The sequence below is a fragment of the Kocuria sp. ChxB genome (genome assembly GCF_044359605.1).
Lineage (GTDB): Bacteria > Actinomycetota > Actinomycetes > Actinomycetales > Micrococcaceae > Kocuria > Kocuria rhizophila.
On sequence record NZ_CP121123.1, the window covers coordinates 1328901 to 1346886 of the forward strand.

General features: G+C 71.5%; 12 protein-coding genes and 1 tRNA gene. 12 read left to right on the forward strand and 1 reads right to left on the reverse strand.

The features are described from left to right. Positions 1 to 8 precede the first annotated feature (8 nt). Positions 9 to 644, reverse strand: a complete 636-nt coding sequence (gene upp / locus P8S73_RS05840) for a uracil phosphoribosyltransferase (protein WP_019309933.1) — start codon at positions 642 to 644, stop codon at positions 9 to 11. 341 nt (positions 645 to 985) lie between these two features. Between upp and P8S73_RS05845 the strand changes: the two genes are divergently transcribed. The 12 genes from P8S73_RS05845 to P8S73_RS05900 all read left to right on the forward strand — a co-directional run bounded on the left by P8S73_RS05845 (position 986) and on the right by P8S73_RS05900 (position 17885). Further along, positions 986 to 1891 carry an ABC transporter ATP-binding protein gene (locus tag P8S73_RS05845; RefSeq protein ID WP_059281448.1) on the forward strand — a complete coding sequence of 302 codons (906 nt, stop codon included), beginning with the start codon at positions 986 to 988 and terminating at the stop codon, positions 1889 to 1891. Further along, positions 1888 to 3171: an ABC transporter permease gene (locus tag P8S73_RS05850; RefSeq protein WP_121566895.1), complete on the forward strand. Its 1284-nt coding sequence runs from the start codon at positions 1888 to 1890 to the stop codon at positions 3169 to 3171. The genes P8S73_RS05845 and P8S73_RS05850 overlap by 4 nt, the downstream gene beginning before the upstream one ends. A 51-nt stretch (positions 3172 to 3222) precedes the next feature. Further along, positions 3223 to 3918, forward strand: coding sequence for a hypothetical protein (locus P8S73_RS05855; protein WP_121566896.1), 696 nt, complete (start codon positions 3223 to 3225; stop codon positions 3916 to 3918). A gap of 5 nt (positions 3919 to 3923) precedes the next feature. Further along, positions 3924 to 4400 (forward strand): tRNA adenosine(34) deaminase TadA, encoded by a 477-nt coding sequence (gene tadA, locus P8S73_RS05860; protein ID WP_059281445.1) that lies wholly within the window; start codon positions 3924 to 3926, stop codon positions 4398 to 4400. A gap of 215 nt (positions 4401 to 4615) precedes the next feature. Then, positions 4616 to 4705, forward strand: a tRNA-Ser gene (locus tag P8S73_RS05865). Between the two features lie 158 nt (positions 4706 to 4863). Next, positions 4864 to 5916 carry a flavin reductase family protein gene (locus P8S73_RS05870; RefSeq protein ID WP_249494090.1) on the forward strand — a complete coding sequence of 351 codons (1053 nt, stop codon included), beginning with the start codon at positions 4864 to 4866 and terminating at the stop codon, positions 5914 to 5916. Between the two features lie 70 nt (positions 5917 to 5986). Then, complete coding sequence (locus P8S73_RS05875) at positions 5987 to 7099, forward strand: acyl-CoA desaturase (protein ID WP_070636986.1); 1113 nt, start codon at positions 5987 to 5989, stop codon at positions 7097 to 7099. 197 nt (positions 7100 to 7296) lie between these two features. Further along, positions 7297 to 8118, forward strand: a complete 822-nt coding sequence (locus P8S73_RS05880) for a thioesterase family protein (protein ID WP_019309926.1) — start codon at positions 7297 to 7299, stop codon at positions 8116 to 8118. A 278-nt stretch (positions 8119 to 8396) separates the two neighbouring features. Next, positions 8397 to 8723 carry a 2Fe-2S iron-sulfur cluster-binding protein gene (locus tag P8S73_RS05885; protein ID WP_019309925.1) on the forward strand — a complete coding sequence of 109 codons (327 nt, stop codon included), beginning with the start codon at positions 8397 to 8399 and terminating at the stop codon, positions 8721 to 8723. Positions 8724 to 8774: 51 nt separating this feature from the next. Further along, complete coding sequence (locus tag P8S73_RS05890; RefSeq protein WP_070636988.1) at positions 8775 to 11738, forward strand: FAD-binding and (Fe-S)-binding domain-containing protein; 2964 nt, start codon at positions 8775 to 8777, stop codon at positions 11736 to 11738. Next, the gene (locus P8S73_RS05895; RefSeq protein ID WP_039101655.1) at positions 11735 to 12523 is read left to right on the forward strand and encodes a DUF4232 domain-containing protein; all 789 of its coding nucleotides are present in this window, start codon (positions 11735 to 11737) and stop codon (positions 12521 to 12523) included. Before P8S73_RS05890 ends, P8S73_RS05895 begins: the two co-directional genes overlap by 4 nt. Beyond that, complete coding sequence (locus P8S73_RS05900; RefSeq protein ID WP_396350244.1) at positions 12513 to 17885, forward strand: DEAD/DEAH box helicase; 5373 nt, start codon at positions 12513 to 12515, stop codon at positions 17883 to 17885. Before P8S73_RS05895 ends, P8S73_RS05900 begins: the two co-directional genes overlap by 11 nt. The last annotated feature ends 101 nt before the right edge of the window (positions 17886 to 17986 follow it).

Genomic DNA, 17986 nt, shown 5'->3' on the forward strand with positions numbered 1-17986 from the left:
GGGTGGGCTCAGTCCACCACGCCGTACAGCCGGTCCCCGGCGTCCCCCAGGCCCGGGACAATGTACGCGTTCTCGTCCAGCCGCTCGTCCACGGACGCGAGAACCACGTTGACCTGGCTGTCCCCGAGCTCGCGCTCCAGACGCTCCAGCCCCTCGGGCGCGGCCAGCAGGCACACGCACGTGATCTCCTCCGCGCCGCGGCGGTAGAGGAACTTGATGGCCTCGCTCAGGGTGCCACCCGTGGCGAGCATGGGGTCCAGCACGTACACCTGGCGGCCCGTGAGGTCGTCCGGCAGCCGCTCGGCGTAGGTGATGATGTCCAGGGTGGTGTCGTCCCGGGCCATGCCCAGGAAGCCGACCTCGGCCGTGGGGACCAGGCGGGTCATGCCCTCGAGCATCCCCAGGCCCGCGCGCAGGATCGGCACCACCAGCGGACGCGGCCGGCTCAGAGCGGTGCCCTGCGTCTCGGCCACCGGGGTCTGGATGGTCTTCGGCTCCACGCGCACCTCGCGGGTGGCCTCGTAGGCCAGCAGCGTGACCAGCTCCTCCACCAGCTGGCGGAACACGGGGGAGGACGTGTCCTTCTCACGCAACACGCTCAGCTTGTGGGCGACCAACGGGTGATCCAAGACGGTGACTCGCATACCCAGAATCTAGCAGTCGCGCCCAGCGGACGGGGTTGCGGCGGTCCGGGGCCACTCCGAGCACCTGAACGACGCCGCGGCGCCCCTCCCGTCGCGCCGCACCGGGACACCTGCCGCGGTGCCGGCCCGAGTCGTCGACCGGAGGTGGCGGCCGGAGGCGCTGGCCCGGGGGTTCACCGGACACCACCGGCGCCGTGGACCCCGCCGGCGGGGCGTCACGATGTCGTCACGGGCCCACCCTCCTCCGCCGGTGCCGGGAGGCCGTGCTCTATTCTCGGGGGGAACACAGTGTGACTTCACAGACATCCCGTGCACGGCAACCCTCGGAAGGGGCACCACACATGGCGGCTCCCGTTCTCGAAACGGAGAACCTGGTCAAGATCTACGGCAGGGGCGACACCAGGTTCGACGCCCTCAAGGGCATCAACCTGGAGATCGGCAAGGGCGAGTCGGTGGCCGTGGTGGGCAAGTCCGGTTCGGGCAAGTCCACCCTCATGCACCTGCTGGCCCTGCTGGACGGCCCCACGCACGGCGTGGTGGCGCTGGAGGGCAGGCCCACGGGCGATCTCAGCGCCAAGGAGCTCAACGAGCTGCGCAACTCCGCGTTCGGCTTCGTGTTCCAGCAGTTCTTCCTGACCCCCAACCAGAGCGTGCTGGAGAACGTCACGCTGCCGCTGAAGATCGCCGGTGTCCCGGCATCCGAGCGCAAGCGCCGGGGACTGGAGGCGCTCGAGCAGCTGGAGATGGCGGACAAGGCGGACAACAAGGCCACCGATCTCTCCGGCGGCCAGAAGCAGCGCGTGGTGATCGCGCGCGCTCTGATCAACAACCCGTCCGTGATCTTCGCGGACGAGCCCACGGGCAACCTGGACTCCGCCACCTCCAAGGTGGTGGAGGACATCCTCTTCGGTCTCAACCGGGACCAGGGCATCACCCTGGTGGTCGTCACGCACGACGAGGACCTCGCCCAGCGCTGCTCGCGTCAGATCTACCTGGTGGACGGTGAGGTGGTGCCGAACCCCGGCAAGAACACGAGCGGCGTCGCCGAGCAGGACCGGGCGCAGGAGCACCCCTGGGCCCAGCAGCCCGCCGGGGTCCAGCAGGTCACGGAGCCCGCGACCGGCGCGATCGTGACCCTCACCGAGGACGACGCCGCCGAGATCGCCCGCGCCGCGCAGGAACCGTCGCGCCCCGGCAGGCACGCGGCCCCCACCAGCACCACCGACCAGCCAGGAGCCACCGCGTGAAATTCATCGATCTGCTGCGCACGGCGATCGGCAACACCTTCCGGTCCAAGGCGCGCACCGTCCTGACCGTGATCGCGATCTTCATCGGCTCGTTCACGCTCACCCTGACCTCGGGGATCGGCACCGGCGTCAACGACTACATCGACAAGACCGTGGCCGCGTTCGGCAACGAGAACGCCCTGTTCGTCCAGAAGGTCTCCGAGCAGTCCACCCCCGGCTCGAACGAGGAGGACGGACCCACCGAGTACAACCCCGACGAGGCCGACGTGCGGCTGGGCTTCGGCTCCGTCAGCGGGCTCACGGATTCGGACATCGACAAGATCGAGAAGATCGACGGCGTGGGTTCCGTGGACCCCATGTACCTGGTCACCCCCAAGTACCTGGAGTCCGCCAACGGCAAGAAGTTCAAGCTGAGCCTGGGCTCGCCCCCGGAGGCGGACGGGCTGCAGCTGGAGTCCGGTGAGGTTCCCGAGCGCGCCAAGGACGAGATCCTGCTCCCGGCCTCCTGGGTGGAGCCGCTGGGCCTTGGATCGAACCAGGACGCCGTGGGCAAGACCGTGAAGATCGCCATCGGCAACGCCGTGGACCAGGACAAGACGTTCACGGCGAAGGTCTCGGGCGTGTCCCAGGCATCCCTGGCCGGCTCCTCCGACAACCCCATCCCCTCTGCGGGCCTGAACAAGAAGCTGTACGACTACCAGGCCTCGGGCAGCCCGCGGAAGGTGCCGAACTCCTACTTCACCGCCACAGCCACCGTGGACGACATGTCCAAGGTGGGCTCCATCAAGTCCGCGCTCGCCGACGAGCAGATGCGGGGTCAGACCGTGGAGGACCAGCTGGGCATGTTCCGCGCGGTCATCAACGGCATCGTGTGGATCCTCAACTCCTTCGCGATCATCGCGCTGCTCGCCGCCGGCTTCGGCATCGTGAACACCCTGCTGATGTCCGTGCAGGAGCGCACCCGGGAGATCGGGCTCATGAAGGCGCTGGGCATGAGCGGCGGCAAGATCTTCGGGCTGTTCTCCCTGGAGGCGGTCTTCATCGGCTTCCTGGGTTCCGCCATCGGGGCGGCCGTGGCCGTGGCCGCCGGAAGCATCCTCAGCGGGGTGCTGTCCAACGGGTTGCTGTCCTCGCTGCCCGGACTGAGCCTGTTCCTGTTCAACCCCGTGAACATTGCCCTGATCATCCTCTCGGTCATGTTCATCGCCTTCCTGGCCGGCACCATCCCCGCCGTGCGGGCCGCCCGCCAGGATCCCATCACCGCCCTGCGCTACGAGTGACCCCCCACACCTGCACCACCACTCGCACCACCCGATGAAAGGACGGCAGTCATGAGCACCACTCCGAACGAACCGCAGAACCCGCAGTCCGGCGCCCTCGGACAGCCCGGCCCGGGACAGTCCGGCCAGCCCATGCCCTACGGCCAGGGCGCGGTCAACGGCGCACCGCAGGGTGGCCCCAACGGCCAGCCCTCCGGTCAGCAGTACGGTCAGGCCGGCGGGAAGTACGGCACCGCGGAGTACAACCCCGGCCAGTACACCGGCACGATGGAGCGCCCCTCCACCGTGGACCGGTTGCTGAAGCTGACCCTGATCTCCCTGGGCATCTACGTGCTCAACGGCATCGTGGGTCTGATCGCCTCGGCGAACGTCGACTACCTGCAGTACTTCAAGGACAAGGGCCTGAGCACGGAGATGGCCACCAAGGCGGCTGACCAGGCCGCTGGTGTCGGAGGCACCGCAGGCACAGTGGTGGGTCTCGTCGTCACCGCGGCCCTCTACCTGCTGGTCTACACGTTCCTGAAGAAGGGCAAGAACTGGGCCCGCATCCTGGGCACGGTGTTCGCGGCCATCGCGATCCTCTCGTCCCTGTTCAGCGTGTTCGGTCTGGGCATCTACCCCGCGCCGTGGAACATCATCATCATCGTGCTGGTCGTCGCCAAGCTGATCGTGGACATCCTCTGGATCGTCACCGCGTACAAGGCGCCCACCTCGGCCTGGTTCAACCAGAACCGGGTCCAGCGCTGACCCTGATGTCTCTTCCGCACACCGCCAGGTCCATCCAGCTCGCGGGCTGGATGGACCTGGCGCTTTCCGAGGCGGCACTCACGGCGGGGTCCGGGGACGTGCCCATCGGCGCCGTCGTCCTGGACGCGGACGGCCGGGTCATCGGCACCGGCCGCAACCGTCGCGAGGAGTGCGGCGATCCCACCGCGCACGCGGAAGTGCTGGCCCTGCGCGAGGCGGCCGCACAGCGCGGTGAGTGGCGCTTGGAGGGATGCACCCTCGTCGTCACTCTGGAGCCGTGCGCCATGTGCGCCGGGGCCATCGTGCTGGCGCGCGTGCCCACCGTGGTGTTCGGCGCGTGGGACCCGAAGGCCGGGGCGTGCGGCTCGGTGTTCGACATCGTGCGGGACCCCCGCCTCAACCACTGGGTGGAGGTCACCGGGGGCGTCCGGGAGAGCGAGTGCGCCGCCCTGCTGCGCGAGTTCTTCCGCACCCACCGCTGAGCGCCGCTGACCGCTCCGCGGCACGACGCCGCCCCCGCGCGGCCTCGCCCCCGACCCTCCGGCGCCCCGGCATTCCGTAGCCAGCCCGCGCCAGCTCCCACCGCACCGGCCGATCCCCGCCTCACAGCCAGGCACCCCGACGCCGCCGCGGACCGTGCCAGCACACGGCTCCGGTTTGGAGGGGTTGCGTCCCGGCCTGTAAAGTGCTGGGAGCTGGTGACGTGTCCGAGCGGCCGAAGGTGCATCACTCGAAATGATGTTTGGTGTCAAAGCCAACGTGGGTTCAAATCCCACCGTCACCGCCACTGTCCCGATCAGGGACTTCGAGAACACCCCGAACCTCAGGTTCGGGGTGTTCTTCGTTGCAGGGGTGCGCCACGCCGCAGCGCCTCCAGGAAGCCCGAAGGATGAAAAGGGCCCGCAGGGATTGCCAGCCTGCTTATCAATCGGATAGAACTTGGGCATGGGCCGCTCCGGGATCGTGAGATTCCTCCACACAGCAGCCGGCATCCTGAGCTACCCCCAGGATCCGCGCTCTTTCGCACAACTCTTCGGCGCACTCTCGAGCGCCCACTACACGCGCGGGCGGATCACCCGCATCCACCGGGAGACGCCCGACACCGTGACCGCCTTCTTCACCGCCGGCGACGGCTGGATCCCGCACCGCGCGGGCCAGTGGGCGCGGATCGGCGTGGAGGTGGACGGGAAGCGGATCTGGCGCCCCTACTCCCTCAGCGCTCCCGAGCACGGCGACCCCTCGATCACCGTCAGGGCCCAGGGCACCGTGTCCGAGCACCTCGTCCACCGGGCCGCTCCCGGGGACGTGCTGTACCTGGAGCGCCCGGAGGGTCAGTTCATCCTCCCGGAGATGCCCACGGAGCTGCTCTTCATGGTGGCCGGTTCCGGCATCACCCCGGTGATGTCCATGCTGCGGACCCTCATGCCTCGCAGACCGGATCACGACGTGGTCCTGGTCTACGTGGCCAGGAACCGGGAGTCGTGCATCTTCCACGACGAGATCCCGGAGCTCGCCGACCAGTTCCCCGGCCTCCGCCCGGTCCTCTGGTTCACCGAGGAGCGCGGCAGGCTCGACGCCGCGGACCCGGGTGAGGTGGGCGCGCTGTGCCCCGACCACCGGGCGCGCGCGACGTACGCGTGCGGCCCAGACTCCTTCGTCACGGCCGTGGAGGCACTGGGGGAGGTTTCCGGCCACGCCCCCGTGGTGGAGAGGTTCGATGTGGCGCGCGCAGCCACCGGCGGGCGCCCGGGAGAGATCCGTCTCCAGCGCAGCGGCCTCACCGTGGCGGTGGGTGAGCGCGACACCATCCTGGAGGCCGCCGAACGCGCCGAGCACCCCTTGCCCCACGGCTGCCGGATGGGCATCTGCCACAGCTGCCTGATTCCCATGACGGACGGAGCGGTCACCAACATCCGCACCGGTGAGCTCCACCGGGAACCCGGGCCCATCCAGACCTGCGTGACGAGGCCCTCCCCCTACGCCGCATTCGACGCCTGACACCCGCCACTCTCCCCTCTCCGCCGGTACCGATCCCTCCGGCCTGCACCCCTTGAACAAAGGAACCCCCATGACGCTCACCTCAGCCACCCCCACCCCGGACACCAGAACAGCGCCGCGTCCACCGGGTGATCCCCTGAATCTCACGCGGGCGGAACTCGACGACCTCGCGGCACAGCTCGACGCCGTGCGGGAGGACATCTTCTCCCAGCGCGGGCAGTCGGACGCGCGATACATCCGCCGTGTGGTGGCCCTGCAGCGCGGCCTGGAGCTGACGGGGCGCGCGTGCATGATCTTCTCCCGGCACAAGCCCCTGTGGTGGAGCGGCGTGGGCTGCCTGAGCGTGGGCAAGATCCTGGAGAACATGGAGATCGGGCACAACGTCCTGCACGGTCAGTGGGACTGGATGAACGACAAGGAGATCCACTCCACCACGTGGGAGTGGGACTTCGTGGCACCGTCCGTCGGCTGGCAGCGCACCCACAACGATCTCCACCACACCTGGACCAACGTGCTCGGCAAGGACCGGGACGTGGGGTACAACGTGCTGCGCATGGACCCGGACCAGCCGTGGCGGCCGGTGAACCTGCTCAATCCCGTGATCAACCTCCTCCTGGCCCCGGCTTTCGAGTGGGGGATCGCCATCTACGACGTGGAGCTGGACCAGTTCCGCGCCGGGACCAAGTCCGGCCGAGCCACCTGGGAGGACTTCAAGCGCGTGATGAAGAAGCTCGGGCGGCAGTCCGCGAAGGACTTCGTGGTCTCGCCCCTGCTGGCGTCCCTCACCGGGTCGGGGAAGGCGTCGATCAAGGGCTTCCTGGCGGCGAACGTGATCCGCAACATCTGGGCGCACGCGGTGATCTTCTGCGGCCACTTCCCGGACGGTGCAGAGACCTTCACGGAGGACGAGGTGGAGAACGAGTCGCGGGGGCACTGGTACCGGCGGCAGGCCATGGGATCCGCGAACATCGACGGCTCCCGCCTCATGCACTTCATGAGCGGCAACCTCTCCTTCCAGATCGAGCACCACCTGTTCCCGGACATGCCCTCCAACCGGCTGGCCCAGATCGCACCGCGCGTGCGGGAGATCTGCCAGCAGTACGGGATCCGCTACACCTCCGGTCCGCTGCCCCGCCAGGTGTTCCAGGCGTGGCGCAAGGTGTTCCGGCTCGCCCTGCCCTGATCCCGCCCGGTGTCCGTGGCAGGAGCTCGGCTCACCGAGAACTCCCGCGGGACAGGCGCGAGCTCGCACTACGCGCCGGTAGGCGTTCACACGGCCCTCCCCCTAGGGTGTAATCCGGCACACACTTTGGCCGTGGATGGGGGTGTCCCCTGGGATGCGCCGCGCGCCCACGGCCCGGACAGGAAGAGGATCAGCGCATGAGCGACGAGCAGCCCGTGGGCCACCTGGGCGTGAACGGCGAGGACACCCCGGACGCCCACTACATCCGCACCGGTGAGCACAGTTTCCGCACCACCGTGTTCACCCAGGGTGCATGGAGCCCCCAGGAGCAGCACATGGCGGCGTCCTCCGGGCTGCTGGTGCACGAGATCGAGCGCAACCACCCGCGCGAGGACATGATCCCGGTGCGCTTCTCGTTCGACATCCTGGGGTTCATCGCCGGCGGCGAGATCGAGGTGCACACCCGCGTGCTGCGCCCGGGCAAGACCATCGAGCTGGTGGAGGCCACCATGAGCAGCGGCGGGCGGGACTGCATCCGGCTGAGCATGTGGCGGCTGAAGACCTCGGACACCCAGGACGTGGCGGGCGGGGAGATCGAGCCGCTCACGCCGCTGGAGCAGTGCGAGGAGCTGAACATGTACGAGCAGTGGGGCGGCGGCTACATCGGCTCCCTCGAGGCCCGCGTGGCGCGCATGCCCCGCCCGGGCAGCGGCGCGGGCTGGCTGCGGATCAGCAAGGCCGTGGTGGAGGGCGAGGAGTCCTCCCCCACCGCCCAGTTCATCAGCGCGGTGGACGCCGCCAACGGCCTGGCGCCCCGCGTGGAGATCGGCCCGTGGGCGTTCCCCAACGTGGACCTCACCATCCACATGTTCCGCGCCCCGGTCTCCGCGTGGGTGGGCCTGGACACCAACGTGGAGTTCGGCGGGGACGGCGTGGGCCTGACCCACTCGGAGCTCTTCGACGAGCAGGGCCCGATCGGCCGGGTGGCCCAGGCGCTGACCGTCCGCCGCATGGGCTGAAGCCCCGCTGCGCGAACGACGCCGCCCGCCCCGGCGGGTGCGGGCCGGTTCGGCAGTGCGGTCCAGGCCCCTGGCTGGCGCCCCCGGTGCGATGCACCCCCCCGGCCGCGCCCCGAGCACCCCGGGCGGCACGGGTGGCACGGGCGGCACGGGACCCGCGTGCGGAAGCCGGCCGGGCGGCGTCGTGCGATGACGCGGGGTTTGACGGGCGCTCGTAGAATGGCGGCTGGTTCCCAGAACAATTCGGCCGGGGCGAGTGCCCCAGGAGGTCCAGGCGAGTGAGCAGCATCCAGATCAACGTGACCGACCGCGACGGTGTGCGCACCGAGGGTGTGGAGTGGAAGGACTTCGAGTCCCTCATGGAGTGCCTCACCCGCAACAAGTTCCCCATCCTGGCCACGTGCGGCGGCAACGCCTCGTGCTCCACGTGCCACTCGTACCTTGACCAGGAGACGTTCGTGAAGACGGGCGGCACCAACGAGGAGGAGGAAGACCTCCTGGAGATGCTGGACGACACCCGTCACGACAACTCCCGCCTGACCTGCCAGGTGGAGTGGTCCGAGGACCTGGACGGCGCGGAGATCGAGATCGCCCCGGAGTGGTGAGCGCCCACCGCTGAGACGAGCACGGCCACGCGCGGAGGAAGAGAGAGCAGCATGACGGTCCTGCGGGACGATCTGACCACGCGCGCGGCGTACGTCTCGGACGCCTCGATCTACCGCAGGCTCCCCGCCGCGGTGGCCGAGCCGAGCTCGGTCGCGGAGATCCGCGAGCTGCTCGCCACCGCGCGGGAGAACGGCTGGTCCGTGGTCCCCCGCGGCGGCGGCACGTCCGTGGCGGGCAACGCGATCGGCGAGGGCCTGGTGATCGACACCTCCCGCCACTTCCGCCGCATCCTGGAGATCGACCCGCAGGCCTGCACGGCGCGGATCGAGCCCGGGGTCATCTGCGACCAGCTGCGGGAGGCCGCCTCCGAGTTCGGCCTCACCTACGGCCCGGACCCCTCCACCCACTCGCGCTGCACGGTGGGCGGCATGGTGGCCAACAACGCGTGCGGCTCCCACTCGGTTGCGTGGGGCACGAGTGCGGAGAACCTGGTCTCGGTCACGGTCATGCTGGCCGACGGCCGCCTGGTCACCCTGGACGCGGGCGGCACCTCCGAGCCCGCCCTGACCTCGCAGCTGGAGCGGCTGCGCAACGACCACCTGGCCATGCTGCGCACCGAGCTGGGCCAGTTCCCGCGCCAGGTCTCCGGCTACGGGCTGCACTACCTGCTGGGCGAGAACGGCTTCGACACCGCCAAGGCCTTCGCGGGCACCGAGGGCACGTGCGGGATCATCACGGAGCTCACGGTCAAGCTCGTGGCCAAGCCCGCGCACACCGCGCTGGCGGTCCTCGGGTTCCAGGACGCGATCGACGCCGCGAGCGCCGCACCCGCGCTCCGGGTCTCCGGCGTCACCACCATCGAGGGCATGGGCTCGGACCTGCTGGCCGCCCTGCGCACCCGCCCCGGCCAGGAGCAGGCCGGTTCCGAGCTCCCGCGCGGGGGCGGCTGGCTGTACTGCGAGGTCGCCGGGGACACCCCCGAGCAGGCGTACGACGCCGCCCGGAGACTCCCCGCGCTGGTCGAGGAGACAGTGGTGGACTCGGTGGTGGTCGGCGACCCTGCGCAGGCCCGGGCCCTGTGGCACATCCGTGAGGCCGGAGCGGGCATCGTGACCCGCCTGCCGGACGGCGGCGAGGCGTGGCCCGGGTGGGAGGACTCCGCGGTGCCTCCGGCCCGGCTGGGCGAGTACCTGCGGGACCTCTACGCCCTGCTGGAGGAGATGGATCTGCGCGGCATCCCGTTCGGCCACTTCGGCGAAGGCTGCGTGCACATCCGCATCTCCTTCGACTTCAACTCCGAGCACGGGGTGGCGCGGTACCGGGAGTTCATCGAGCGGGCCGCCGAGCTGGTGCACCGCTACGGCGGCTCGGTCTCCGGCGAGCACGGGGACGGACGCGCCCGCTCCGAGCTGCTGAGCACGATCTACACGCCGGAGGCACTGGCGGCGTTCGGGCGCTTCAAGCGGATCTTCGACCCCGAGGGTGTGTTCAACTCCGGCGTGCTGGTGGATCCGGAGCCGCTGGACCGTGGCATCCGCCCCGGACCGGGTGCGCGCACGTTCGAGCTCACCCCGGTGCACGCCTTCTCCCACGACAACGGCTCGTTCGGCCAGGCCGTGAACCGCTGCGTGGGGGTGGGAGCGTGCCGCTCGGACTCCGGGGCCATGTGCCCCTCCTTCCACGCCACCGGGGACGAGGTGCACTCCACGCGAGGCCGCATGCGCTCACTCGCGGAGATGCTGCGCGGCGAGCACCTCACGGACGGCTGGAAGTCCAAGGAGACCTACGAGGCCCTGGACCTGTGCCTGTCCTGCAAGGCGTGCGCCACCGAGTGCCCCGTGAACGTGGACATGGCCACCTACAAGGCCGAGTTCCTGCACCACCACTTCCGGCAGGGCCTCCGCTCGTTCATCGGCCGGGACCGCCGGCCCATGGCGCACCTCACCATGGGGTGGATGCCGTGGCTCATGCGGATCGCGGCCCGCGTGCCCGGCTCCCTGCGCGCGGTCAACGTCCTGGAACGCATCCCGGCCGTGGAGGCACTCACCAAGAAGCTCGGCGGCATCGAACCGCGCCGCGACATGATCCGCTTCAACGACACCCCGTTCACCGCGTGGTTCCGCGCGCGCTCCCAGCACGCGGGCCACGTTGCCGGGAACGACGCCGCCGGTGCGGCTCCGCGCGGAGGCGGCCGTGCGGCGTCGTCGGTCCGCAGTGCCCAAGCGACTGGGATGGCGGGGGCCGATCCCGCCGGGCGCCCGTCCGTGGTGCTGTGGCCGGACACGTTCACCACCTACTCCGCGGACGGACCCGGCAAGGCCGCCGTGGAGGTCCTGGAGGCCATGGGCTACCGCGTGCTGATGCCCATGGGGGACGTGTGCTGCGGGCTCACGTGGCACTCCACGGGTCAGCTGGACATGACCCGGAAGGTGCTGCGGCAGACCCTGGACGTGATGGCACCGCTGCTGGAGGCCGGGTACCCGGTGATCGGGCTGGAGCCGTCCTGCACGGTGATGCTCCAGCACGAGATCACCGAGCTGCTGCCCGATGACCCCCGGGCCCACGTGGTGAAGGGCCTCACCCGGACCCTGGGCGAGTTCGCGGCGGCCCACCTGGAGGCCGGCGGGGACTGGCCGTTCGAGCCGCTGGAGACCCGGCAGGGTCCGAGCAGCGCGGTGTGCCAGGTGCACTGCCACGAGAAGGCCATGGGGGACTACTCCCCAGAGCTCACCGTGCTGGAGAAGCTGGGCGTGGACACCTCCGTGGTGGGCGGCGGGTGCTGCGGGCTGGCCGGGAACTGGGGCTTCGAGCCGGGGCACTACGAGATCTCGCGGACACTCGGCGAGCGCAACCTCTTCCCCGCGATCCGGGCCGCGGAACCCGGGGCGATCGTGCTGGCGGACGGTTTCTCGTGCCGCACGCAGATCGCCCAGGGCACGCAGGCCGACGCGGTGCACCTCGCAGAGGTGATGTGTGCCGCATTGCCGACGAAACGTAGGACACTGTCACCATGACGACCTCATCGCCCGACCCCCGGGGCACCCACAGGCACTCCCGTCCGCTGCTCGCCGCCACTGCCCTGACCGCCCTGCTGGCGCTGTCCGCGTGCGGTTCCTCCGGCGATGAACCGTCCTCCGGCGACGCGAGCTCCGCGAGCTCGAGCACGTCGGCGAGCCCGTCCGCGTCCCCGAGCCCGACCACGTCCCCGAGCGCGACGAACGGTTCCGCATCGGCCACGCCGGCGCCGCCCACCGCCTCGACCGAGACCACCCAGGCCGAGGACGCCTCCAAGCCCCAGCCCACGGAGACCCGCATGGCGTCGGCTCCGGAGGTGGGCATGCCCACCGCGAGCCCCTTCGACAAGGAGAAGGCGGACCAGCAGGCCGCGGGTGCCGTGTGCAACGCGTCGAACCTCAGCGGCACCGCAGCCCCCTCCAACGGTGCGGCCGGGCACACCATCACGACCCTCACCCTGACCAACAAGGGCTCCGCGCCCTGCACCCTCAACGGCTACCCGGGGGTCTCCTTCGTGGACGCGGGCGGAGCCATCGTGGGCGCCCCCGCCTCCCGCACGGAGGCCCCCACGGCGCCGGTCACCCTGCAGCCGGGAGCGTCCACGAGCACCAGCGTGAGCATCACCAATCCCGGCGTGATCGGGCAGGTGTGCAACCCGCACGACGTCACGGGCCTGCGCATCTACCCGCCGGGCAGCCACGAGTCGCTCGTGGTCTCCTACCCGGGTCAGGCCTGTGGCAACCCCAAGGTCTCCCAGCTCCAGGTCAAGGGCTTTGGATCCTGACTCGGTCCTGAACCTCTTCTCCCCCGCGACCGCGCAGTGGTTCGACGCCGCCTTCCACGGGCCCACGGCGGCCCAGCGCGGCGCGTGGGAGGCCATCTCGGCGGGCCACCACGCTCTCGTGGTGGCCCCCACCGGTTCCGGCAAGACCCTCGCGGCGTTCCTGTGGTCCATCGACCGGCTGCTCGCGGTCAAGTCCCCCGCGGGTTCCCCTGACGGGAGCTCACGGGGCGGCACCGCCGCCCCGGGCTCCTCCGGGGACGACGACGCCGCGGCCGCCCCTGCCGAGGACCGCACCTCGGTGCTCTACATCTCCCCGCTCAAGGCCCTGGGCGTGGACGTGGAGCGCAACCTGCGGGCCCCGCTGATCGGGATCACCCAGGCGGTCAGGGCCGCCGGGGGTGAGCCCCCGGGGATCTCCGTGGGGGTCCGCTCGGGGGACACCCCCCAGGCGATCCGCCGCTCCCTGCTGGCCCACCCGCCGGACATCCTCATCACCACCCCCGAGTCCCTGTACCTCATGCTCACGTCCAAGGCACGGGAGACCCTGCGCCACGTGAACACCGTGATCATCGACGAGGTGCACGCGGTGGCCGGGACCAAGCGCGGCGCGCACCTCGCGGTGAGCCTCGAACGCCTGGACGACCTGCTGGAGGAGCCGGCCCAGCGGATCGGGCTCTCCGCCACCGTGGAACCCGTGGACACCGTGGCCGGTTTCCTGGGCGGCTCGCAGCCCGTGGACGTGGTGCGCCCGCCGTCCGAGAAGGACTGGGACCTCACGGTCTCCGTGCCCGTCCCGGACATGACCGTGCTGGGCGGGGCGGCGACGTCGCCGTCATCGGACGGCTCCCCGACCCTGGACGGGGACCTGGGCGGGTCCGGGCAGGCCACGGCGTCCATCTGGCCGCACGTGGAGGAGCGGATCGTGGACCTCGTGGAGGCCCACCGCTCCACGATCGTGTTCGCGAACTCCCGCGGGCTCGCGGAGAAGCTCACCGCGCGGCTCAACGAGATCCACGAGTTCCGCATGGAGAACGCCGCGGAGCAGTCCCCGGTCGGCGAGCGCTCCGGGGACCCCGTGGCCGTGGGGGACGCGCTGAACCACCTCTTCGCGGAGAGCGCGCGGCGCGCGGCCGGGGAGGAGGGCGCCGGGCCCGAAGGTCCCAACGGTTTCGCGGTCGAGGGGGACGACACGCCGGGCACCCCCGGTGCACCCTCGGACGGTCCCGGCCGTCACGGGCGAGCCCCCGACCACGCAGCGCCGTTCGGCGCCCCCGGGGACGGGACTGGCGCGCCCGACGGCCCGGGCGGCGTCGCCCGCCCTGCGACAGGCGACCGGGAGCCCGCCGCGATCCCCCGGCAGAGCAACCGGCACGAGGGGGCTTCCCCGGTGCTCGCGCGCGCCCACCACGGCTCGGTGTCCAAGGACCAGCGCAGCCTGATCGAGGAGGACCTCAAGACCGGGCGGCTGCGGTGCGTGGTGGCCACCTCGTCCCTGGAGCTGGGCATCGACATGGGCCACGTGGACCTGGTGGTCCAGATCGAGTCCCCGCCCTCGGCGGCCTCCGGCCTGCAGCGCGTGGGGCGTGCCGGGCACCAGGTGGGTGAGGTGTCGATCGGGCGGATCTACCCCAAGCACCGCGGGGACGTGCGGGACGCCGCGGTGATCGCGGAGCAGATGCTCGCCGGGAACCTGGAGCCGCTCTCGGTGCCCGCCAATCCCCTGGACATCCTGGCCCAGCAGACGGTCTCCGCGGTGGCCGCGGAGGACGTGGACGTGGAGGCCTGGTACGACACCGTGCGCCGCAGCGCCCCGTTCCGCTCCCTGCCGCGCTCCGCGTACGACGCCGTGCTGGACCTGCTTGCCGGGCGGTACCCCTCGGACGAGTTCGCGCAGCTGCGCCCGCGCCTGGTGTGGGACCGCGAGACGGGAACGCTGCAGGCCCGCCCCGGTGCGCTGCGCCTGGCGACCACGAGCGGCGGCACCATCCCGGACCGCGGTCTGTTCCCCGTGTTCCTGGTGGGCGAGCAGGACTCCAAGTCCCCCAAGCGCGTGGGCGAGCTGGACGAGGAGATGGTCTACGAGTCCCGCGTGGGGGACATCATCGCGCTGGGCGCCTCCAGCTGGCGGATCGAGGAGATCACCCACAACCGGGTGGTCGTGGCCCCGGCGCCGGGTGTTCCGGGCAAGCTGCCGTTCTGGCACGGGGACGGGCTGGGGCGGCCCGTGGAGCTGGGGCGCGCCGTCGGGCGCTTCACCCGCGAGCTGGCCGGTGCCGCGAACGCCGAGGCCCGCGAGCGCCTGGCGGTGTCCGGGCTGGACGAGTGGGCCCAGGACAACCTGCTGGCGTACCTCGCGGAGCAGCGCGAGGCCACGGAGCACGTGCCGGACGACCGCACGCTCATGGTCGAGCGCTTCCGGGACGAGCTCGGGGACTGGCGCGTGGTGCTGCACAGCCCGTTCGGCACGCCCGTGCACGGTCCGTGGGCGCTGGCCGTCCGCGCGCGGCTGGACGAGCGCTGGGGGCTGGATGCTAGCGCCCAGGCCGCGGACGACGGCATCGTGCTGCGCGTGCCCGCCACGGACGAGGAGCCACCCGGGGCGGAGCTGTTCCTCTTCGAGCCGGAGGAGCTGGAGCAGATCGTCACCGAGGAGGTGGGCGGTTCCGCGCTGTTCGCGTCCCGGTTCCGGGAGAACGCCGCGCGCGCCCTGCTGCTGCCGCGCGCCGATCCCGGCAAGCGCACGCCCCTGTGGCAGCAGCGCCAGCGTTCGGCCCAGCTGCTGGACGTGGCCCGGAAGTACCCGCAGTTCCCCATCATTCTGGAGACGGTGCGCGAGTGCCTCCAGGACGTGTACGACGTCCCCGCCCTGCTCCAGCTGCAGCGGGACCTGGCCGGGCGGAAGCTGCGGGTGGTGGAGACCACCACGGACTCCCCCTCGCCCTTCGCTCGCACCCTGCTGTTCGGGTACGTGGCGCAGTTCCTATACGAGGGCGACTCCCCGCTGGCCGAGCGCAAGGCCGCCGCTCTGTCCCTGGACCCCGCCCTGCTCAACGAGCTGCTGGGCCGTGCCGAGCTACGCGAGCTGCTGGACCCCGAGGTCATCGAGACCACCGTCCTGCAGCTGCAGCGCCTGGCCCCGGACCGCCGCCTGCGCGGGGTAGAGGGCGCGGCGGACCTGCTGCGCCTGCTCGGACCCATGACCGCCGACGACGCCGCCCTGCGCCTTCGCGGGGACGGTTCCGTTCCGGCGGGGTCGCCGGCTGTGGGGTCCGCTTCCGCTGGGAGCAACGGCCCCGGGGCGGGGGCCGCGGAGCCAGACGCCCCGGCCGCCGACGCTGAGGCTTCGGGCGCCGCGTCGTCCGCGGTACCGGAGGCCGCGAGCACCGCCGTGTCCGCCCTGATCGGGGACGAGGGCGGCCCGGGTGACGCGGCGGCGTCGGGCGGTCCTGACGACGAGGAGACGGAGCGGGCCGAGGACCCCGCGTACCGGGCGATCTCCCCCGATGCCGCGCGCGAGCTGCTGGACACCCTCGTGGACACCAACCGCGCGATCGTGCTGCGCGTGGGTGGGCGCGAGGTGTACTGCGCGGTGGAGGACGCAGCCCGGATGCGGGACGCCCTCGGTCAGCCCCTGCCCATGGGGGTGCCGCTCGCGTTCCTGGAACCGGTGGCGGATCCCGTGGGGGACCTCGTTTCCCGGTACGCCCGAACGCACGGGCCGTTCAGCGTGGCCGAGGCCGCACAGGCCCTGAGCCTGGGCCCCGCCGTGGTGGAGTCCGCGCTGCGGTCCCTGGGCAAGCAGCGGCGCGTGAGCGAGGGGGCGTTCCGGCCGAGCGGTGACCCGGCGGCGTCGGACTCGGAGTGGTGCGACATCGAGGTGCTGCGGACCCTGCGGCGTCGTTCGCTGGCGGCACTGCGCGCGGACGTGGAGCCGGTGGACCCGCAGGCGTACGCCACGTTCCTGCCCGCGTGGCAGCACGCGGTGAAGGGGCACCAGCTGCGGGGGCTGGACGGGGTGCTGACCGTGATCGACCAGCTCGCCGGGGTGCCGATCCCGGCGTCCGCGTGGGAGCCGCTCGTGCTGGCGCAGCGCGTGGTGGACTACCGGCCCGCCATGCTGGACGAGCTCATGGCCACGGGTGAAGTCGTCTTCTCCGGCGCCGGGTCCCTGGGTGGTGAGGACGGCTGGGCGGCGTTCCACCTGGCCGAGTCCGCGGAACTCTCCCTGCCGCCCGTCGCCCAGCTGGACGCCACAGCGGATGCCCTGGACTCCACGCTCGAACGGGAGCTGCTCACGGTCCTGCAGGGCGGTGGCGCGTACTTCGCGTGGCAGCTGATCCAGCCCCTCGCGGCCGCGGGCGTGAGCGTGGACATGGCCCAGCTGCGCACCGCCCTGTGGAACCTGCTGTGGGCGGGGCTGATCACCAACGACACGTACGCCCCGGTTCGCGCGCTGATCTCCGGCGGGCACTCCGCACACAAGACGCCCAAGCGGCCGGGGCGTTCCCGCTCCGCGGGGCGCCGGGGTGCGGCGCGGCTGCGCGCCGTGGGGCGCGGTCCGGCCGGCTTCGACCCCGCGGGTTCCTCCGACGACGCCGCTCCGTCCGGCACGCGCGTGGTGCGCGCCTCCGGGGGTGGCGAGGAGCGCACGACGGCGGGCCGGTGGTCCGTGCTGCGCCCCGAGCCGCTGAACCCCACCGTGCGCGCGCAGGCCCAGGCGGAGCTGCTGCTGGACCGCTACGGGATCCTCACGCGCGGGCCCGTGGCGGTGGAGGACGTGCCGGGCGGTTTCTCAACCGTCTACAAGGTGCTGCGCGCTCTGGAGGACGCGGGGCGGGCGCGGCGCGGCTACTTCATCGAGGGCCTCGGGGCCGCCCAGTTCACGCAACCGGCAACGGTTGACGTGCTGCGCAGCTTCACGGACGACGACGCCGCCCGCAAGGCCGAGCCCCAGGTCCTCGCCCTGGCGGCCACGGACCCCGCGAACCCGTACGGTGCGGCGCTGGACTGGCCGGAGGCTGTGGTGCTGGAGTCCAGCACGAATCACCGGCCGGGGCGCAAAGCCGGTGCGGTGGTGGTGCTCGTGGACGGCGCGCTGACCCTGTACCTGGAGCGCGGTGGGAAGACGGCACTGGCATTCGTCTCGGACCCCGCGCTGCTGCACCTCGCGGCGGAGGCGGTGGCCGGTCTGGTGCAGCGCAAGGCCGTGGACTCACTGGTGGTGGAGAAGGTCAACGGGGACTCGGTGCTCTCCTCGGAGGAGCTGGTCACCGCGGTGCGGGACGGGCTGCTTGCGGGCGGCTTCTACCAGACGCCGAAGGGTGTGCGGATGCGGGCTCCGGTGGGTGGGGGCAGAGGGTGACTGGTGACTGCCCGTCCGGGGCTGTGTGGCGAACCCCGAGACGTCAAAACGGGCCCTCTTCCTCCTGAAACGTAGCACTCGTAGTGGGATCCCCCGCGTGC

What these genes read in the sequence shown, in the direction of transcription:
- upp (WP_019309933.1), bottom strand. Translation starts at nt 644, where the DNA reads ATGCGAGTCACCGTCTTGGATCACCCGTTGGTCGCCCACAAGCTGAGC.
- P8S73_RS05845 (WP_059281448.1), top strand. Translation starts at nt 986, where the DNA reads ATGGCGGCTCCCGTTCTCGAAACGGAGAACCTGGTCAAGATCTACGGC.
- P8S73_RS05855 (WP_121566896.1), top strand. Translation starts at nt 3,223, where the DNA reads ATGAGCACCACTCCGAACGAACCGCAGAACCCGCAGTCCGGCGCCCTC.
- tadA (WP_059281445.1), top strand. Translation starts at nt 3,924, where the DNA reads ATGTCTCTTCCGCACACCGCCAGGTCCATCCAGCTCGCGGGCTGGATG.
- P8S73_RS05870 (WP_249494090.1), top strand. Translation starts at nt 4,864, where the DNA reads ATGGGCCGCTCCGGGATCGTGAGATTCCTCCACACAGCAGCCGGCATC.
- P8S73_RS05875 (WP_070636986.1), top strand. Translation starts at nt 5,987, where the DNA reads ATGACGCTCACCTCAGCCACCCCCACCCCGGACACCAGAACAGCGCCG.
- P8S73_RS05880 (WP_019309926.1), top strand. Translation starts at nt 7,297, where the DNA reads ATGAGCGACGAGCAGCCCGTGGGCCACCTGGGCGTGAACGGCGAGGAC.
- P8S73_RS05890 (WP_070636988.1), top strand. Translation starts at nt 8,775, where the DNA reads ATGACGGTCCTGCGGGACGATCTGACCACGCGCGCGGCGTACGTCTCG.
- P8S73_RS05895 (WP_039101655.1), top strand. Translation starts at nt 11,735, where the DNA reads ATGACGACCTCATCGCCCGACCCCCGGGGCACCCACAGGCACTCCCGT.